17 protein-coding genes are annotated in these 18,008 nt (G+C 61.1%); 4 read left to right on the forward strand and 13 right to left on the reverse strand.

Annotated features, from left to right (window positions below; translation table 11 throughout):
- The first annotated feature begins 116 nt into the window (after positions 1–116).
- Both rplM and rpsI read left to right on the forward strand, forming a co-directional pair.
- Entirely contained in the window at positions 117–578 is a 462-nt protein-coding gene (gene rplM, locus BUC08_RS16990) for a 50S ribosomal protein L13 (protein WP_028957350.1), read from the forward strand.
- Between the two features lie 2 nt (positions 579–580).
- Positions 581–1,081, forward strand: a complete 501-nt coding sequence (gene rpsI / locus BUC08_RS16995; protein ID WP_028957351.1) for a 30S ribosomal protein S9 — start codon at positions 581–583, stop codon at positions 1,079–1,081.
- A 133-nt stretch (positions 1,082–1,214) separates the two neighbouring features.
- On the opposite strand, the gene BUC08_RS17000 is transcribed toward rpsI, so the two are convergent.
- From BUC08_RS17000 to guaA, 11 genes are all read right to left on the reverse strand, one after another.
- Positions 1,215–1,904, reverse strand: a complete 690-nt coding sequence (locus tag BUC08_RS17000) for a hypothetical protein (RefSeq protein WP_037928797.1) — start codon at positions 1,902–1,904, stop codon at positions 1,215–1,217.
- 168 nt (positions 1,905–2,072) lie between these two features.
- Positions 2,073–2,825, reverse strand: a complete 753-nt coding sequence (locus BUC08_RS17005; protein WP_037928794.1) for an FkbM family methyltransferase — start codon at positions 2,823–2,825, stop codon at positions 2,073–2,075.
- Positions 2,826–2,909: 84 nt separating this feature from the next.
- Positions 2,910–3,527, reverse strand: coding sequence for a TetR/AcrR family transcriptional regulator (locus BUC08_RS17010; protein WP_037928790.1), 618 nt, complete (start codon positions 3,525–3,527; stop codon positions 2,910–2,912).
- A complete protein-coding gene (gene ppk2, locus BUC08_RS17015) occupies positions 3,520–4,389 on the reverse strand; it encodes a polyphosphate kinase 2 (RefSeq protein ID WP_037928788.1) in 870 nt (289 codons plus the stop codon). Before ppk2 ends, BUC08_RS17010 begins: the two co-directional genes overlap by 8 nt.
- 56 nt (positions 4,390–4,445) lie before the next feature.
- A complete protein-coding gene (locus tag BUC08_RS17020; protein WP_051694580.1) occupies positions 4,446–5,378 on the reverse strand; it encodes an alpha/beta fold hydrolase in 933 nt (310 codons plus the stop codon).
- Positions 5,379–5,412: 34 nt separating this feature from the next.
- Positions 5,413–6,330 (reverse strand): homoserine O-acetyltransferase MetA, encoded by a 918-nt coding sequence (metA, locus tag BUC08_RS17025; RefSeq protein WP_037928786.1) that lies wholly within the window; start codon positions 6,328–6,330, stop codon positions 5,413–5,415.
- 31 nt (positions 6,331–6,361) lie between these two features.
- On the reverse strand, positions 6,362–7,234 hold the full coding sequence (locus BUC08_RS17030) for a hypothetical protein (protein ID WP_037928784.1): 873 nt from the start codon (positions 7,232–7,234) through the stop codon (positions 6,362–6,364).
- 136 nt (positions 7,235–7,370) lie between these two features.
- A complete protein-coding gene (locus BUC08_RS17035) occupies positions 7,371–8,471 on the reverse strand; it encodes an OmpP1/FadL family transporter (protein WP_037928782.1) in 1,101 nt (366 codons plus the stop codon).
- A 174-nt stretch (positions 8,472–8,645) separates the two neighbouring features.
- Positions 8,646–9,581, reverse strand: a complete 936-nt coding sequence (locus BUC08_RS17040; protein ID WP_037928780.1) for a DMT family transporter — start codon at positions 9,579–9,581, stop codon at positions 8,646–8,648.
- Positions 9,582–9,633: 52 nt separating this feature from the next.
- The gene (locus BUC08_RS17045; RefSeq protein WP_037928778.1) at positions 9,634–10,494 is read right to left on the reverse strand and encodes a DMT family transporter; all 861 of its coding nucleotides are present in this window, start codon (positions 10,492–10,494) and stop codon (positions 9,634–9,636) included.
- Positions 10,495–10,542: 48 nt separating this feature from the next.
- Positions 10,543–12,105: a glutamine-hydrolyzing GMP synthase gene (gene guaA, locus BUC08_RS17050; protein WP_037928775.1), complete on the reverse strand. Its 1,563-nt coding sequence runs from the start codon at positions 12,103–12,105 to the stop codon at positions 10,543–10,545.
- A gap of 210 nt (positions 12,106–12,315) precedes the next feature.
- On the opposite strand from guaA, the gene BUC08_RS17055 reads away from it, so the two are divergent.
- The gene (locus BUC08_RS17055) at positions 12,316–13,863 is read left to right on the forward strand and encodes a trimethylamine methyltransferase family protein (protein ID WP_037928771.1); all 1,548 of its coding nucleotides are present in this window, start codon (positions 12,316–12,318) and stop codon (positions 13,861–13,863) included.
- 17 nt (positions 13,864–13,880) lie between these two features.
- On the opposite strand, the gene BUC08_RS17060 is transcribed toward BUC08_RS17055, so the two are convergent.
- Entirely contained in the window at positions 13,881–14,168 is a 288-nt protein-coding gene (locus BUC08_RS17060) for a DUF6477 family protein (protein WP_037928769.1), read from the reverse strand.
- A gap of 252 nt (positions 14,169–14,420) precedes the next feature.
- Between BUC08_RS17060 and BUC08_RS17065 the strand changes: the two genes are divergently transcribed.
- A complete protein-coding gene (locus BUC08_RS17065; RefSeq protein WP_051694573.1) occupies positions 14,421–15,578 on the forward strand; it encodes a DUF6456 domain-containing protein in 1,158 nt (385 codons plus the stop codon).
- A 156-nt stretch (positions 15,579–15,734) separates the two neighbouring features.
- On the opposite strand, the gene katG is transcribed toward BUC08_RS17065, so the two are convergent.
- Entirely contained in the window at positions 15,735–17,915 is a 2,181-nt protein-coding gene (gene katG, locus BUC08_RS17070; protein ID WP_037928768.1) for a catalase/peroxidase HPI, read from the reverse strand.
- Between the last annotated feature and the right edge of the window lie 93 nt (positions 17,916–18,008).

Raw genomic sequence — 18,008 nt, forward strand, 5'->3', positions numbered from 1 at the left:
ATGGTTATAAAAGATTTGCGCCGCTTGACCGTGCCTGCGCGTGCTATATAACCCGCCCATCGCATATCAGGGACACGTGCTGCGTGGCCCGCAACAGCAAACAGGAAACTCCTGCAATGAAAACCTTTACCGCAACACCTGCGGACATCGACAAGAAATGGATCCTGATCGACGCCGAAGGCATCGTTCTGGGCCGTCTTGCCTCGATCGTCGCAAGCCGCCTGCGCGGCAAGCACAAGCCGTCGTTCACACCGCACATGGACATGGGCGACAACGTGATCATCATCAACGCTGAAAAAGTGCAACTGACTGGCAAGAAGCGCCAGGAAGAGCATTTCTGGCACACCGGTCACCCCGGTGGGATCAAGTCGCGCACGAAAGAGCAGATCCTCGAAGGTGCACACCCCGAACGCGTGGTCACGCTGGCTGTCAAGCGGATGCTGCCCGGCAACCGTCTGAGCCGTCAGGTCATGACCAACCTGCGCGTCTATGCTGGCGGTGAACACCCGCACGAAGCGCAAAACCCCGAAGTTCTCGACGTCAAGTCGATGAACAAGAAAAACACGCGGAGCGCATGAGCATGGCCGACGAAATCAACACACTCGAAGATCTGCAAGCTGCAGTGACCGACAATGTCGGCGGCGTGCAAGGCACCGAAACCGACCTGACCCCGCGCGAGCCGGTCCGTGACGAATTCGGCCGGTCCTATGCCACAGGCAAACGGAAAGATGCGGTTGCCCGCGTCTGGATCAAACCCGGTTCGGGCAAGGTCACCGTGAACGGCAAGGAAATGAACGCATATTTCGCCCGTCCCGTTCTGCAAATGATCCTGGCACAGCCGTTTTCGGTTGCCGGTGTCGAAGGCCAGTTCGACGTTGTCGCAACGGTCAAGGGCGGCGGTCTGTCCGGCCAGGCCGGCGCGGTCAAGCACGGCGTGTCCAAGGCGTTGCAACTGTACGATCCCTCGCTGCGTGGCGCATTGAAAGCCGCAGGCTTCCTGACACGCGACAGCCGCGTTGTGGAACGTAAGAAATACGGTAAGGCGAAAGCGCGTAAGAGCTTCCAGTTCTCCAAGCGTTAATCCGGCTTACACCGCGAATATTCGGAAAAACCCGCGCCACGGCGCGGGTTTTTTCGTTTTCGGAATTTACGTACAAAAAGGCGCGCAATCTGTACAAGATCACGCGCCAATTGTCTGTCAAGTGGTGGCTGGATCAGCCGCCGAATTCATAGGACACGGTAAAGCCCAGCAGGCCGCCGCTGTCGTTGGTGTCTTCGTACAGAACCTGGAACGCGGTACTGTCGTTGATCGCATAGACCGCACCCAGTTCGCCGTAAACGTTGTCGTCACGGTCCGAGTTGCCAACCAGACCCACCAGCGACCAGCGGTCGTTCAGCGGTGCCTCAAAGGCGAATTCCTGATCGCTCTTGCCGGTGTCCGGGTCGACGATCACGGCAAAGGCCCCATCAATGCTGTCGGTGACGGGGAAGGCCAGCGTGGCGGTGATCTCTTCGCTGTGGCCATCGGTGTTGTTCAGCCAGATATAGCCATAGGTCAGATCCCACGACATGCCATTGCCGAATTCCGCGCCGTAGCCAAGGTTGGCTTCGTATTCCACGTCATCCGCCGGGTCCTGGTAAAGCGTGGTGATGGTCAGCCCGCCGTGAAAGCCGGAATAGGCCAGTTCGACAAAGCCTTCGACTTCGTTTTCGGCATGGTCGAAATCATCCGACGTGGCGAACCGTGCAGTGGCGGCAATGCCTATGGTCCACGACAGGCCGGGGCGGTCCTGAACCGGATCAAAGATCGGGTCGGCGCCAACGGCGATGTTGTCTTGGGCATAGGCGGCACCGGCAAGCAGCGTCGCGGAGAGGCCCGCGCCGAGGAGGGTTTTAGTGGTCATGATTGTGCTTTCAGTGGGAGGTCCCTGGCTGGTCTGGCGACTTGCTAGGACTGGTTTTGAGTGAGTCTTTTACTAAGGTACTGAAATGCATCATGCAATGCGAAACCCCGTCATCCTTGTGTGACAAGGATAGATCAAGGTCATAGCGCCCTAATTCAGTGCAGATTCTCAGCTGCGCGCATCAGCTCTGACGTACCAATCATCAAAGCGCGATACGTCTTCCAATACGCGCGCATAGCCTTTTGAAGTCAGCAGGGCATGGATGTCTTCGCGTTGCGGGGCAAAGTTGTGCTCGACCGTCAAAATGCGGAACGACCAGCGGTCAAAGTCCAGCGCGTTCAGTATGTCGAATTCACTGCCTTCGGTGTCGACTGACAGATAGTCGACCACCTCAGGCGCGCCATGTTCCGCAAGCAGATCGTTCAGCGAAATCGTCGTGACATCGTAGGAAGTGCCGCGCAATTTGCGAGACTTTGACACAAAGGTAGAAATCGCCGAATTTTCGCCACGGGGGGCTTCGGTGAATTGCAACGTTTCGCCCGAGGCGCGCCAGACACAGCGCTTTTCGATCTTGCATGCGCGGTTGGCGGTCAGTTCGGCCTGCCAGTTGCGGGCGGGTTCAGCCAAGATGCCGGTCCAGCCGAATGCGGTTTCCATCAACCAGGTGTTGTTCAGATCAACGCCGTTTGTGGCTCCGAATTCGACGAAGAAACCGTTCTTTTTGAAATCTAGTCGCGCCAGCGAAAACAGATCTTGTCGCAGTTGCGATTTGGACTGGTCCAACAGGTCTATGCAGGCGCTGCGATGTTCCGGCGTGACGGATTTGATGAATTTCAGATCGAAGTAACCTAGCTCACGCCGTTTCAGGTCGCGTAGGCGATCCTTGCGGGTGATCGTGGCGTTGGAAAAGATATTGGTCATGCTAAAGAGAACTCACTAAAATGTGTTTCTCCCTAAGGTTGATAGGTTGGAAACCTTTTTTTCACAAGGATTTACTTTGTGGGGTCACCTATCCGGCGCCACCAGGCCCAAACCGCGCAAGTATATGCCGATACCGCTTTCCAGCAGGTCCTCGGGCGGGAAGGGGCTGGCGCGGCCGGGGCTGTTGCGGGCGAAGAGTTCGACGACGCCGTGGCTCATTGCCCAGATGTGGGCGCTGAACATCGACGCGGGGGGGCGTTTGTCGGCGGGGATGTGTTGCGACAGATCGGCGGCCGCTTTTTCCAGAACGCCGTTGGCACGGTTGGCAGCAGCGGCCAGTTCAGGGGTGCGGTTGATCGAGATGCCGCTTTCGAACATCGAGATGTAATGGCCCGGATGTTTGCGCGCAAAGGCCAGATAGGCGCGCCCCGTCGCCTCGAATGCTGCCAGCGCCGAAGGTTGGCCGGACTGATAGGCATAGTCCATCAGGTCGGCGAACATTTCGTACCCTTGCAGGGCCGCTTCTGCGATCAGGTCTTCGCGCCCCTCAAAGTGGCGGTAGACGGCGGCGGGGGTCACGCCGGCCTGCTTTGCCGCCTCCGACAGGGTAAAGCCGGTCGGACCCCTGAGTTCGATCAGCTCAAGTGCCGCATCGACCAGCGCCTGTCGGAGGTTGCCGTGATGATAACCGCGTTTAGGCATCCCAGATGTCCGGTCCGCCACAGATTTTTTCGTCAATTTCGCCAATGGCCTGGGCGTCCTTGTTGGTATAGTCCAGCCCATGCAGCACACAGCGGATCGCAGCCAGCCGCGCGCGCCGCTTGTCGTCCGAGCGCACGATGGTCCACGGCGCATGGTCCGAATGGCTGCGGTCCAGCGTTTCGCGGATGGCGGTGGAATAGTCGTCCCATTTCTTCAGGCCCTCGACGTCGATCCAGCTGAGCTTCCATTGCTTCAGCGGATCGGCCTCGCGGTCCATCATCCGGCGCAACTGTTCTTCACGACCCACGTTCAGCCAGAACTTGAACAGGTGAATGCCGTCTTCGACCAGCATCTCCTCGAACGGCTGGACCTGTTGAAAGAAATGGGCGCGCTGTGCGTCGGTGCAAAAGCCGAACACCTTTTCCACGACGCCGCGGTTGTACCAGCTTCGGTCAAAGAACGACAGGTTGCCCGCACTGGGCAGACGTCTGATGTAGCGTTGGAAATACCACTCTCCGGCCTCTTTTTCGGTGGGCTTGGGCAGGGCGACCACCTGTGCGCTGCGCGGGTTCAGGTTCTCGCGGAACCGTTTGATCGTGCCGCCTTTGCCCGCGGCATCCCGGCCTTCGAACACACAAGCCACGCGCGCGCCGCTTTCCTGTACCCAGGCCTGCATCTTGACCAGTTCGATCTGCAACCGCTCCATCTGCTTGTCATAGGCTTTGCCCGACATGCGTTCGGAATGGGGATAGCTGTCGGACAGCATATCGTCCTTGTCGGCCCGCGCGATGGTCTTGCGAATATGCTCGGGGGCTTCGCTTTCGGCAAAGGCGCTGATGGCGCCGTCAAAGGGTTTGGTCACGCGGCGTGCTCCCGTGAAGTGATTTCCATTAACATCAATATGGTGCGGCGTGACGATTAACGCAAACCCGCACGTTGCGCAGCACGGTCGATCGCATCGACCACGGCCTGCGGATCGACGTGGTGTGGCATATGTCCAACACCGGGCAGCACGGTCAGATTGGCGCCGGGCACCTGCTGCGACAGCGGGATCGAGTGGACCTCCAGCGGCACGGTGTCGTCGGCATCGCCGTGCACGATTTCCATCGGCATGGTCAGGGTCGGCAGCTGCGGTTTCATCGCGACCATATGCGGGCGCAGCGTGTTCACCTGGCGCACATTGGCGCGCAATGTGGTGCGGCGCATGGACAGACCTGCGCCGATATAGTCAGCGTATCCTTCGGGCGCGGTCTGCGGGGCAAAGATGCTGTCGATCCGGTCCTTGACGTATGGGCGCGGGGTAAAGGCGGTGATCAGCGGCACGACCAGCGCGCCACCCCATGGCGCGCCCAGAACGGTGTAGAACGGCCCCAGATCGCCCGGCCACGGCTGTGCGACGCCCGCGACCATCACGACGGCGGCGGTATCCTCGGGCCGCGCCAGCGCCCAGGCCAGCGCGACAGAGCCACCAAAGCTGTGGCCCAGCACGATGGGATTGCGCACGCCCAACTGGTCGGCGGCGGCCTGCAGCAGGGCGGCCTGTGCCTGGGGAGATGTGCCTTGCGACGCCCACGCGCCGCTGGCGGCATCATCGGGCAGGTCGGTCCAGCCCAGCCCGGGGCGGTCAAAGAGGATCACGCGGTAGCGGTCGGTCAGCCGCTCGGCGAAATCAAAGGTAAAGTCGCGCAGGTTGCCGCCGGCGCCATGGATCAGCACCAGATCGGGGCCCTGGCCCCTCACCATTGCTTGCACCTGCGTGCCGTTCACGTCCAGCATCTGTCCGATGGGCGGATGCGTCCGCGCGGCCCGTGCCTCGCGGTAGCCCGCGGCGATTTGCACGGTGACCACCATGGCCAGCGCAAGAACGGCAATGATTATCAACGCCTTACGTCCCAATTTTGGCCAGATCAAAGGGTGTGGACTGGTAGATTTCGTTGATCCAGTTTCCGTATAAAAGATGTGCGTGACTGCGCCAGCGGTTCTGTGGTGGCTGGCTTGGGTCGTCGTTGGGATAGTAGTTCAGCGGCACGTTGATCTCGGTGCCCGAGGCCACGTCACGGTCGTATTCCTGTTTCAGCGTGTCACTGTCGTATTCAAAGTGGTTGAAGATATAAAGGGCGCGGTGGTCCACATCTTCGACCAGACAGGGGCCGACCTCGTCGCTGCCCAGCAGTGTGCGCAAGGCGGGCACGCTGTCGACCTCGGCCTGACGCATTTCGGTCCAGCGGCTGACGGGGATCACGCAGTCGTCCGAGAACCCGCGCAGATAGGGCGAGGCAGGTGCAAGGTTGCGATGCCGGAAACAGCCGAACGCCTTTTTCTCGAGGATATGTTTTTGCACGCCATGGAAATGGTTGATCATGGCCATCCCGCCCCAGCACACACCAAAGGTCGAATGCACGTTGGTCTGGGTCCAGTCCATCACGCGCTGCAATTCGTCCCAATAGCCGACCTCTTCAAAGTCGAGGTGCTCAATCGGTGCGCCGGTGATGATCAGCCCGTCGAATTTTTCATCCGCCACTTCGGACACGGGGCGGTAAAACGCCTCCATATGTTCGGCGGCGGTGTTGCGGGTGTTGTGGTCGGTCATGCGCAGCAAGCTCAGCTCGATCTGCAAGGGCGTGGCGCCGATCAGGCGGGCGAACTGGTTTTCCGTCTGGATTTTCTTGGGCATCAGGTTCAGCAGCGCGATGCGCAGCGGGCGGATGTCCTGACTGGCGGCCAGTTCCTCGTCCAGCACCATGACACCCTCGCGGGTCAGCACGTCGTAAGCGGGCAGGGTGGCGGGGATCTTGATGGGCATTGGCTTGGGTCCGGTCTTGTTCAGAGAAAGGTCAGATAGGGTTTTGTGTGCGTCGCTCAAGGGCTGTGGCGATCAGGTCGGTGAAATCCGCAGGGGTTTTCATGGCGGCCACCTCGTCAGCGGTCACAGTGACACCCCAGCGCGCCATGGCTTCATAGCGGGGCTGACGATGGGCCAGCGCGCGGGCATAGGTCCAGCGGATAAAGGTGTCAGGGTTCACCTGATGTTCGGACAACCCTGATTCCGCAAGGTATTCCTCCCAGCACTGCTTGAGGAAGGCAGGCAGATAGGCCATCGGTTTTGGGGCCTTGTCAAAGCGGCGGATCAGCTCGGCGGTGTGCGCCTCGCTGCCCTTGATCCACACGGGCAGGCAGCTGGCCGACAGTTCGGTCATCAGCGGATCGTGATCATCGTCGGCATCGACCCATTCGCAGATCGATCCGCCGGTGTCGCAGATGAAATGCGGATAACCATACAGCGCACGGCCCCTGTCCGCGAAATAGGCGGTGTCGCGCAGGGCGTTGATCTCGGCCTTGCGGAACTGTTCCTGGCGGCGGGTGTATTCGTCGATGGTCAGCCCGCCCATGGCCGGATTGCCCGGCTTGCCCAGGTAGGTGGCGACGGGCGACAGGTTGTCGAAAGTGATGTTCGAGCCGATGTAGATGCTGTCAGTCATCAGCAGATCGCGCAGGAAGGGCACTTTCATCGCCTCGGCCTTGGCGTTGTCGGCGATGTATTCGCCCATGTAGCGGGTGCCGATGCGGTAGTCGATCGAGTAGTGGAACCAGTCGCCCGAGGCACGCAGCAGGGTCGACATATGGGTTTTGCCCAGGCCTGACATGCCATAGACAAGCACACGTTTTTCCTTGGCGTTCCGCCAGCTTGCGGCATCGGGGTATAGCATCGATCGGGGTCCGTTATCTGTTTGACCACGTTCCTAACCGAGCGCCGGACAAGACGCCAGTTCAGGCTGTTGTCCCACGAAAAAACCCGCAGCCCGTGTGGGCTGCGGGCTTCAGGGCATTCCCGAGGAAGTCGGATCAGAACGTGTAGCCGACTTTCACGCCGATGGCGACGGCGTGGTTGTCCTCGAAGTTCGATGCAGGCGCAAAGCCGGGGATCGCGGTCTGGGCGTCACCGATATTGATGTAACGGATGCCGGTGGTGATCTTCATGTTGTCCTTGGTATAGACTGCCGCCAGCGCAACACTTTTGAAGCCGTCGGTGGGACCAAGGTTGCTGGCAAAGCCTCCGTTGGATTTTTCGTAGCCGACCGAAGCCGACACCGACCAGTTTTCGTTCAGCCGCCGGCCGACGCCAAGCGTGTAGGTGAACACATCGTTGTCGTAGCTGACCAGGGACGCGCCGCCTGTGGCCCCCTGATAGCCGATGGGCGTGATGTCGAATTCCGACCATTCGGCCCAGCGGATGCCACCGAACAGCAAGGTATCCTGGGCGATGCCGGTCTGGAAATCCAGATTGACCGATTGGGGCGTCTCGATCTCGGTGTTCGAACCCGGAATGGGGACGCCACCAAAGCTTTCGGATGTTTGCACATCGTGCTTGATGCCCGAGTTATAGGTCAGCGCCACGCGCAGCGCGATGTCGGGTCGCTCATAGGCGCCACCGATGACATAGCCGACCCCGATGTCCCGGTCCCCGCTGACACGGTAGCCGGCGACGAAAGGCACCGCGGCAGTTGCCTCGACGCTTTGAACACGAAGACCGCCGTGAACGCTGAAGTTATTCTGGAACTTGTAACGCAACAGGCCGGTGATTGCGTGGGATTCGAATTCGGCTTGGGAGCCGGCCGCGAAATAGCCCGTGCCGGTGGGATAATCCACATCCGCGCCAAAGGGCTGGTCATAGATGATGGCATAGGAGAGCCGGTCGTTGATGTCGGCCTTGTAGGCCGCGCCCAGTTGCAAAAAGCTGGATGTCATGTCGCCCGACCCGAAACCACCCAAGGCTGCCACGGCATTGCCCGAGGTGTCGGGGGATACGGACCCAAGGCTGAATTCGGCGTAACGCCCGCTTTCAAACAAGGCCAGAATGGATTGGCCCGAACGGTCGATGCCGCCCGCTTGCGCCGTGCAAGCCGAGCCGAGAAGCGCCGCAATGGCGATGGTCTTTACTGTCATGTCACTCCTCCCCAGAAGTTGCTTCGCGAAAAACATTTGGCGAAGACAAATGAAATTAAGCGTAGAGAACGGCGTTGCGTCAATGTTGACGCGTGGGCAAGATTGGTTGCCTGACGCAAGGTTAATCTGCCGCAGACTTAGGGCGTGAACGTCGGTCCGAACCTTGGAATAATGCTATCTATGCGGGAGTCTTCGGTCAACCAGCCGCGCATGTATCGCGCGCCAGGTGCGGCCATCCAGCACCACCAACCCCAAGGCAAGCAAGGCAAAGCCGACATAGGCCTGCGGCCCGAGCGTTTCGCTGCGCACCCACGCGCCCAGGGTGATGGCAACGGGCGGGATCAACAATGTCACGACCATCAGGTTGCCGCTGCCCGCCATCTGCAGGATGCGGTAATACAGCAGATAGGCACCGGCCGTTGCGATGATCGCGTAATAGGCGATGGCGACCAGCGTATCGGGCGCCAACGCCAGCGTGATCGGCCCCTCGACCTGCCAGGCCAAGGGCAGGGTGATCAGGCTGGACCCGGTCAGCATTCCCGCAGCGGCCAGCACGGGATGCAAGCCGCCCAGATGCTTGCGCGCCCAGACACCGGCCAGCGCATAGCTGGCGGCCCCCCCGAGGACCGCAAGCTGGGCCAGGCTTTGCAGATCGAAATTGTGCAGGCTGTCCAGACCGATGGCTGTTGCAACGCCCGCAAAGCCAAGGGTGACGCCGATGGCGCGACGCGCGGTCATACGTTCGTCCGCAAAGAACACCGCCGCTGCCACAACCCCAAAGATCGCCGTCGCCGCGTTAAAGATCGAGGTCAGGCCACTGGCGATGTGCAGCTGTCCCCAGGCCATCAGGCCAAAGGGGATCACGTTGTTCAGCAGGCCCATGATCACGAAGGCGCCCCAGACCTTCGGGTCGTGCGGCACCGGAATACGGCGCAGCAGAACCACGATCCACAGCACGACCATCGCCCAACCGGTGCGATGTGCCACAGCGGTCAACGGGCCGATTTCATCCAGTGCAACGCGGATCGACAGGAACGACCCGCCCCAGATCAACCCCAGCAGCAGCATTTCAGCCCATGCGCGGCCTGATATCGATTTTTGTTCAGTCATGATCCCGGACCTAGCAACAAGGCCATGCGCGCACGATCCGAAAGCTGCGCAATCAGCGGCGGCGGGTTTCGAACCAGATGTTCAGATAGTTGCCTGCAAAGATCACCGCAGCACCGACAAACACCCAGATATCAATGCTTTCTTTATACAGCAGCATTCCCACCACAGCGATGGTCGGCAGGCGGATAAAGTCGATGGGGACAACCACGGTGGCCGGTGCGATTTTCAGCGCATTGGTCAGGCAAAAGTGCGCCAGCAGACCGGCCAGCCCGATCAGCACCAGCCAGGGCAGCGTGGTCGCTGAGGGCAGCATCACATCGCCGTCGTATCCGGCCATGACCAGCCCCATGACCAGTTGCATCGTGGTCAGCCAGAACAGGATACAGGTGATCGACTGCGTGCGGGTCAGGCGTTTGGTGAACATGATGGTCAGCGCGAAAAAGATCGCGGCGCTGGCTGCGGTCACCACGCCTGCGTTGATCGCGCCCACGTCGGGGCGCGCCACGATCAGGATGCCGACAAATCCCAAAAGCGCCGCCAGTACGCGCATCGACGTCAGCCGTTCGCCAAGGATCAGAGGGGACAGGACGATCACCCAGATCGGCGAGGTGAACTCTAATGCAAAGACCTGCGCCAACGGGATCAACGTCACCGCGTAGAACCACAGGTTCTGTCCGGTGAAATGCGCCGCGTTGCGGATCAGATGCGTGCCCATCTGTTGGGTGTTGACCTGTCGCCACGTGCCGGTCACCCCTGCCACCAGACAGACGATCACCACACCCACAAGGCTACGGTACATCATGATTTCAAAGGTATCGAGCTGCGCGGCCACTTCGCGCCCGGCCACGGCCATCGCGGAAAACGACGCAATCGACCCGCTCATCCAGAGGGCGGCCTTGAGGATGGGGTTCATGGGATCAGCGCCTTGAGCTTGATGGAAAAGACGGGGCCGTCGATGTGTTTATTCCCACTCGATGGTGCCCGGAGGTTTCGAGGTGATGTCATAGGTCACCCGGTTGATTCCCGGCACTTCGTTGATGATCCGCGTGGCGGTTTCGCCAAGGAAATCATGGGTAAAGGGGTAATAGTCGGCTGTCATGCCGTCCACGGATGTCACCGCCCGCAGTGCACAGGCAAAATCATAGGTGCGCCCGTCGCCCATCACGCCGACGGTGCGCACGGGAAGGATGGCGACAAAGGCCTGCCAGATTTCATCGTACAGCCCGTGCTTGCGGATCTGGTCGATATAGACGGCATCCGCCTCGCGCAGGATGTCCAGCTTGGCGCGGGTGATCTCGCCGGGGCAACGGATGGCCAGACCCGGACCGGGAAAGGGGTGACGCCCGATAAAACTGTCGGGCAGTCCCAGCTCACGACCCAGCGCGCGCACCTCGTCCTTGAACAGTTCGCGCAGCGGCTCGACCAGCTTCATGTTCATCCGCTCGGGCAGGCCGCCGACGTTGTGGTGCGATTTGATGGTGACCGAGGGGCCGCCGGAAAACGACACGCTTTCAATGACATCGGGGTAAAGTGTGCCTTGTGCCAGAAAATCCGCGCCGCCGATCTGCTTGGCGTATTTCTCGAACACGTCGATGAACAGGCCGCCGATGATCTTGCGCTTGGTCTCGGGGTCGCTGACACCCTCAAGTTTGCCCAGGAACAGTTCGGATTCGTCGGCATGGATCAGCGGCAGGTTGTAGTGTTCGCGGAACATGCCGACGACCTGTTCGCTTTCGTTTTTGCGCATCAGCCCGTGATCGACATAGACGCATGTCAGCTGCTCGCCGATGGCCTCGTGGATCAGCACGGCGGCGACCGAACTGTCGACGCCACCGGACAGCGCGCAGATCACCTTGCCGTCCCCGACCTGTTCGCGGATGCGCGCGATGGCCTCCTCGCGGTAGGCGTCCATGGTCCAGTCGCCCTGAAAACCTGCCAGTTTGACAAAGTTCTGGTACAGCGTCTTGCCGTTGGGTGTGTGGTGCACCTCGGGGTGGAACTGCACGGCAAAGAAATTGCGGTCGGTGTCCGCCGTGATCGCAAAGGGTGCGTTGGGCGATGTGCCGTAAACTTCAAAGCCGGGTGCCAGCGCGCTGACGTGGTCGCCGTGGCTCATCCAGACCTGTTCGCGGTCTTCCAGGAACCAGCCGTTCAGCCAGTCCAGTGGCTTGGCGCCCTTGCTGACATAGGCGCGGCCAAACTCGGCGGTGCCGTGGCCGCGTTCGACCTTGCCGCCCAGGCAATGCATCATCACCTGCTGGCCGTAGCAAATGCCAAGGATCGGCACGCCCAGGTCAAAGACCGACATGGGCGGCATCGGCGCACCCTCGGCAAACACGGACGACGGCCCGCCCGAGAAGATCACGGCCTTGGGCGCGAAGTCTTCCAGAAAGGCATCCGTCACGGCGTTGAACGGGTGGATTTCGCAATAGACATTCAGTTCGCGCAGGCGACGCGCAATCAGCTGCGTTACCTGGCTGCCGAAGTCGATGATCAGGAGGCGGTCATGGGAGCTTTGTTTCATGCAGACCTGTTAAGGCTGCACGCCGCCTGTGGCAAGCGTCTGACGGGCTGTGGCGGCGCGGGGCGGTGTAAAATTTGCGCCCGAATGCGGTCACAGCGCGCGTTATGTCGCTTTTTGCCCTTGGCTGCCGTTCAGGGCGTGCGTTCGGGCATGGTGCTGGGCTAATCAGCGGGTCAAGACAAGCACCCGCACAGACGAGGGAATGGAATCATGACGGATACAGAAGCACGTGGACGGCGCGGACGCGGTGGTGGCGGGGCTGCGCGGCGCGCAGAACGCAGCGCAGTGTCGTTCGAGACAGCCAAGTATATCGAACGCAACATTCCCAACCTGGAAATTCTGAACGAAGAAGCGTTGCAGATCATCGAGGCCAATGCCGAGACGATCCTGGAAGAGATCGGCGTGAACTTTCCCGACAACCCGGCTGCGCTGCAGCGCTGGCGCGATGCCGGTGCGCAAGTGGACGGCGAACGGGTGCGTATCCCCAAGGGGCTGGCACGTGAACTGTGCAAGACCGCGCCCAGCGAATACACCCAGCACGCCCGCAACCCCGAGCGCAATGTCGTGGTCGGTGGTCGCAATCTGGTTCTGGCGCCGGTCTACGGCCCGCCTTTCGTGCGCGATGCCGCAGGTGGCCGTCGTTATGCGACGCTGAGTGATTTCCAGAAGTTTGTGAAGCTGGCCTATATGTCGAAATGGCTGCACCATTCGGGCGGCACCGTGTGCGAACCCACCGACATTCCGGTGAACAAGCGTCACCTGGACATGCTGTATGCCCACATGACCCTGTCGGACAAACCGTTCATGGGCTCGGTCACCGAACCCAGCCGTGCGCAGGATTCGGTGGATATGTGCGGGGTACTGTTCGGTGATGACTTTGTTCAGCAGAACACGGTGATGACATCGCTGATCAACATCAACTCGCCCATGACATTCGACGATGTCATGATGGGCGCGTTGGAAGTCTATGCGCAGAACAATCAGGCCTGCATCATCTCGCCGTTTATCGTGGGCGGTGCCATGGCGCCGGTGTCGGTGATGGGCACGCTGACGCAAGTGCTGGCCGAGGTTCTGGCGGGCATCGCCTATAGCCAGCTGTGCCGCAAGGGCGCGCCGGTGATCTTTGGGGCCTTCGTGACCTCGATCGACATGAACTCGGGCGCGCCGACCTTTGGCACACCCGAAGCGGCGCACATCACTTATGGGGCCGGGCAGCTGGCACGGCGCATGGGGCTGCCGTTCCGCTCGGCGGGATCGTTCTGCGGGTCCAAGCTGCCGGATGCACAGGCGGCTTATGAAACGTCGAACTCGCTGAACATGGGGCTGCTGTCGGGCGTGAACTTCATGCTGCATGCCTGCGGCTGGCTCGAAGGCGGTCTGGTGTCTTCCTTTGAGAAATTTGTGATGGACGCCGACCAGTTGGGCACGCTGCATCATCTGGCCAAGGGCGTTCAGATTGACGAAAACGCCCAAGCCATGGACGCGATCCGCGAAGTCGGCCCGGGTGGTCATTATCTGGGCTGCGCCCATACGCAGGCGAATTTCAAATCCGCCTTCTGGAAGTCCGATCTGCTGGACTACAAACCCTTCGAGACATGGCAGGACGAAGGCGCGCGCGATACGCAGGCGCTGGCGACTGTACGTGTCGAGAAGATGCTGAACGATTACCAGCAGCCGCCGATCGATCCCGCGATTGTCGAGGCGCTGGATGCCTTTGTGGCCAAACGCAAGGCAGCCGAGCCCGATTCGTTCATGTAAGCCTTCCGCGCATCGCCCTAGCCTTGGGCGGTGCGCATGATCCGCGCCTCGGCAACGATGGCGATCAGAACTTCGATGTGCCGCGTCAGGCAATAGGCGGCATCATCCCCCTTGCGTTGGGTATTCAGCGCCGATTCCATTTCCATCAACTGTATCAGCGCGGCCCCGTAACGGGGCAGTTTGCCGTAGCCCAACAGGCGCGGCAGATGGACCTCGCGGCGATAGTCCTGGGCGCCGAAACGTGCGGCCCGCATCAACAGGCGCGGGCGGTGAATGGCGGAGAGCATCGACAGGATATCTTGCATGGGGTGGCTCCTTTGCAATGGCAGAACATCGGGCCGGGGTCTGACCGGCAGGTCGCCACAGTGGCACAGCCTGAACGGGTGTTGCGCGTTGTGCCGAAGCACCGTTCGGCCTCTTCACCACAGTTTATCTTTTGGAAACAATGATTGTTTAACCGGCAGTTTGTTAAGGAATGAGTAAGAACTGCACCCCAAGGTTGTGGGGATAAGTCTGTGGATAACCAAGCAGACGTCGCTCAGGGGAACGTTATGAGGATGGACCGATTTTCGGATCAACAATCGCGTATTGCCGACACTCCGGGTTGGGTGCCCAAGGCTGCGCGGACTTATTTGGCACATACAGAAGCAGGGCTGACCATCAGGGAACTGGCGCGCATTTCGGGGTGCCACGCGTCGACGGTGTTGCGGCAGGTCAGGCGGTTGGAAAGCCGTCGTGACGATCCTTTGGTCGATGCGGCCCTGCAGACCCTGGGCGCCCGGTTCTTCCGGCGGCAGGCTTCCAGGGAGATTGCCAGAATTGCCGTCGAACAATGTGATGTTGAACATGAGGACGCCCCGAAGATGAACCAGATCTACAGGAAACCCGACACGCCCGACGCCGACCCGCTGACGCAGGATGCGCGTCGTGTACTGCGGCGCATGTGTGAAAAAGGCGCGGTACTGGCCGTTGCCGGTGACATGGACAAGGCCGTCGTGGTGCGGGACGGAACCACGCGCACGGCGGTGGTGGACCGGACGGTCGCCGAAGCGATGGCGCTGAAGGACTGGATCGCACCGGACGGGCAGGGGCGGATCATACGATACCGGATCACGGCGGTGGGGCGTCAGGCCCTGACACGTATGATCCGCGCGGCAGGCGAGGAAGAGGGGGCCGAAGGCTTTGCCGAAATGCCGACGGCTTTTGCAGGGGCAAGCCGGGTGCCGGACGACACGGCGCTGAACGATGACAGCAGCGGCGGAGCATCGCGGCGGATGCGTTACGGCCTGTCGGAATCGCCCCTCACGGCCTTGGCGCGGCGGCGTGACAAGGATGGCACGCAATTTCTGGGCAACGATCTGGTGCGCGCGGGCGAGCGGCTGCGCGAGGATTTCGAGCTGGCCAATATGGGGCCGAACGTCACGCAGAACTGGGAAAGGTTCCTGACCGCCGGCGTGCGGGGCAGCGGCGCGTCAGACGGCGGCACAGGCCCCGAGGCGGCGCGCAGACGGGTGTCGGCGGCATTGGCCGAACTGGGGCCGGGGTTGTCGGATGTCGTGCTGCGCTGTTGTTGTTATCTGGAAGGTCTGGAGACTGCGGAAAAGCGGCTTGGCTGGTCGGCGCGGTCGGGCAAAATCGTGCTGCGGATCGCGTTGATGCGGCTGAAGCGGCATTATGATGCGGTCTCAGGTGCAGGCGGCGGGCTGATCGGTTAGGCCGCGCCAGTCGTCGGTCGGGGTGCCTTTTGGGGGCCAGCCCCCGCGCCTTGCGGCGCTCCCCCGGAGTTTATCTGGCAAGATGAAGCCGAAGTGCCATGAGAAAAGGGCGCCCCGGTGGTGAATCGGAACGCCCCATGATTGCGGTGGTGGTGATCAGGCCAGATCGAAACGGTCGGCGTTCATCACCTTTGTCCACGCGGCGATAAAGTCCCGCACGAAACGCGGGCCTGCGTCGTCCTGGCCGTAGATTTCCGCCAACGCGCGCAGTTGCGCGTGCGAGCCGAACACCAGATCGGCGCGGGTGCCGGTCCAGACAACCTCACCGCTGTTTGCATCCGTGCCTTCAAAGGCGGATTGCGCGTCGTTCGAAGCGTTCCAGCGGATGTTCATGTCCAGCAGGTTGACAAAGAAGTCGTTGGTCAACTGGCCGGGACGGTCTGTCATCACGCCCGCTTTGCTGTCGCCGTGGTTGGCACCCAGCACCCGCAGGCCGCCGATCAGAACGGTCATCTCGGGCGCTGTCAGGTTCAGCAACTGCGTGCGGTCGATCAACAGCTTTTCCGCCTTAACCGTGATGCCGTCGGCCACATAGTTGCGATAGCCGTCGGCCATCGGTTCCAGCAGGTTCATACCGTCAATGTCGGTCTGTTCCTGTGTCGCGTCGACACGGCCGGGCGTGAAGGGCACCGCGACCTTGTGGCCCGCGTCGGCTGCGGCCTTTTCAATCGCAGCCACACCGCCCAGCACGATCAGATCGGCCATCGAGACGCCCTTGTCGCCACTGTTGAACGCCGACTGTACGCCTTCCAGCGCGTCCAGCACCTTGGACAGTTTCGCAGGCTCGTTGACGGTCCAGTCCTTCTGGGGCGCCAGACGGATGCGCGCGCCGTTTGCACCGCCACGATGGTCCGACCCGCGATAGGTCGAGGCCGAAGCCCAGGCAACGGACACCAGTTCCGACACCGACAGGCCGGTGGCCAGAATGTCCGATTTCAGCTTGGCGATATCGGCCTCGCCCAGCGGCGCAAAGGTCGCGGCGGGCAGGGGGTCCTGCCAGATCAGGTCTTCGGCAGGCACATCGGGTCCCAGATAGCGTGCCTTGGGGCCCATGTCGCGGTGCGTCAGCTTGAACCATGCGCGGGCAAAAGCGTCGGCGAACAGTTCGGGGTCGGCGTGGAAGCGGCGCGAGATGGCGGCAAAGCCTTCGTCCATCTTCATCGACATATCCGCGGTGGTCATCATCGGCGGGTGTTTCTTGGACGGGTCGTGGGCGTCGACGACCATATCGGCCTCTTCGACGTCAATGGGGGTCCATTGCTGTGCGCCTGCGGGGCTCTTGGTCAGTTTCCATTCGTATTTGAACAGGACGTCGAAATAGCCCATGTCCCAAGTGGTCGGGTTGGGTTTCCACGCGCCCTCGATGCCGGATGTGGTTGCATGACCGCCAATCCCGGTTTCGTGGCTGTTGATCCAGCCCAGACCCATCTGGTGCATGTCACCGGCTTCGGGTTCGGGACCGACATAGATCGGATCGCCTGCGCCGTGCGCCTTGCCAAAGGTGTGACCACCGGCAACCAGTGCTACGGTTTCGTCGTCTTCCATGCCCATGCGGCGGAAGGTGTCGCGCACGTCAAAGCCGGATGCGACGGGATCGGGGTTTCCGTCCGGGCCTTCGGGGTTCACATAGATCAGGCCCATCTGTACCGCGGCCAGCGGGTTGTCCAACTGGCGGCCTTCGGAATAGCGGCTGCCCGGCTTGTCCGAGGTGGCCAGCCATTCGGTCTCGGCCCCCCAGTGGATGTCTTCTTCGGGTTCGTAGATGTCCGCGCGACCGCCGCCAAAGCCGAACACCTTGCCGCCCATCGATTCGATGGCGCAGTTGCCGGCCAGGATCATCAGGTCGGCCCAGGACAGGGCGTTGCCGTATTTCTTCTTGATCGGCCACAGCAGGCGGCGCGCCTTGTCCAGGTTGCCGTTGTCAGGCCAGGAGTTCAGCGGCGCAAACCGCTGGTTGCCGGTCGAGGCACCGCCACGGCCATCGGCCGAACGATAGGTGCCTGCGCTGTGCCACGCCATGCGGATGAACAGCGGGCCATAGTGACCATAGTCCGCAGGCCACCACGGCTGACTGTCGGTCATCAGCGCGAACAGGTCCTGTTTGACCGCTTCCAGATCCAGCGTGCCAAAGGCGGCGGCATAATCAAACTCTTCGCCCAGCGGGTTCACCAGAGCGGAATGCTGGCTCAGCACCTTGAGGTTCAGCCCATCCGGCCACCAATCGCGGTTGGTGATTTGTTTCTTGCTGTTGAAAGGGCATTTCATTTCGCCGTCCATGGTGCAGTCTCCGATCTGTTTCGAGCTTTGTCGTTTTGTGATGCGACCCGACAGGCGATGCGGGCCTTTCTAGAATCAATCTAAACTAACGGC

This window comes from Pseudosulfitobacter pseudonitzschiae (assembly GCF_900129395.1).
Lineage (GTDB): Bacteria > Pseudomonadota > Alphaproteobacteria > Rhodobacterales > Rhodobacteraceae > Pseudosulfitobacter > Pseudosulfitobacter pseudonitzschiae.

What these genes read in the sequence shown, in the direction of transcription:
- rplM (WP_028957350.1), top strand. Translation starts at nt 117, where the DNA reads ATGAAAACCTTTACCGCAACACCTGCGGACATCGACAAGAAATGGATC.
- BUC08_RS17020 (WP_051694580.1), bottom strand. Translation starts at nt 5,378, where the DNA reads ATGGTGGTCACCGTGCAAATCGCCGCGGGCTACCGCGAGGCACGGGCC.
- BUC08_RS17040 (WP_037928780.1), bottom strand. Translation starts at nt 9,581, where the DNA reads ATGACTGAACAAAAATCGATATCAGGCCGCGCATGGGCTGAAATGCTG.
- BUC08_RS17060 (WP_037928769.1), bottom strand. Translation starts at nt 14,168, where the DNA reads ATGCAAGATATCCTGTCGATGCTCTCCGCCATTCACCGCCCGCGCCTG.
- BUC08_RS17035 (WP_037928782.1), bottom strand. Translation starts at nt 8,471, where the DNA reads ATGACAGTAAAGACCATCGCCATTGCGGCGCTTCTCGGCTCGGCTTGC.
- rpsI (WP_028957351.1), top strand. Translation starts at nt 581, where the DNA reads ATGGCCGACGAAATCAACACACTCGAAGATCTGCAAGCTGCAGTGACC.
- BUC08_RS17030 (WP_037928784.1), bottom strand. Translation starts at nt 7,234, where the DNA reads ATGCTATACCCCGATGCCGCAAGCTGGCGGAACGCCAAGGAAAAACGT.
- BUC08_RS17055 (WP_037928771.1), top strand. Translation starts at nt 12,316, where the DNA reads ATGACGGATACAGAAGCACGTGGACGGCGCGGACGCGGTGGTGGCGGG.
- katG (WP_037928768.1), bottom strand. Translation starts at nt 17,915, where the DNA reads ATGGACGGCGAAATGAAATGCCCTTTCAACAGCAAGAAACAAATCACC.
- BUC08_RS17045 (WP_037928778.1), bottom strand. Translation starts at nt 10,494, where the DNA reads ATGAACCCCATCCTCAAGGCCGCCCTCTGGATGAGCGGGTCGATTGCG.
- metA (WP_037928786.1), bottom strand. Translation starts at nt 6,330, where the DNA reads ATGCCCATCAAGATCCCCGCCACCCTGCCCGCTTACGACGTGCTGACC.
- BUC08_RS17010 (WP_037928790.1), bottom strand. Translation starts at nt 3,527, where the DNA reads ATGCCTAAACGCGGTTATCATCACGGCAACCTCCGACAGGCGCTGGTC.
- guaA (WP_037928775.1), bottom strand. Translation starts at nt 12,105, where the DNA reads ATGAAACAAAGCTCCCATGACCGCCTCCTGATCATCGACTTCGGCAGC.
- BUC08_RS17005 (WP_037928794.1), bottom strand. Translation starts at nt 2,825, where the DNA reads ATGACCAATATCTTTTCCAACGCCACGATCACCCGCAAGGATCGCCTA.
- BUC08_RS17065 (WP_051694573.1), top strand. Translation starts at nt 14,421, where the DNA reads ATGGACCGATTTTCGGATCAACAATCGCGTATTGCCGACACTCCGGGT.
- BUC08_RS17000 (WP_037928797.1), bottom strand. Translation starts at nt 1,904, where the DNA reads ATGACCACTAAAACCCTCCTCGGCGCGGGCCTCTCCGCGACGCTGCTT.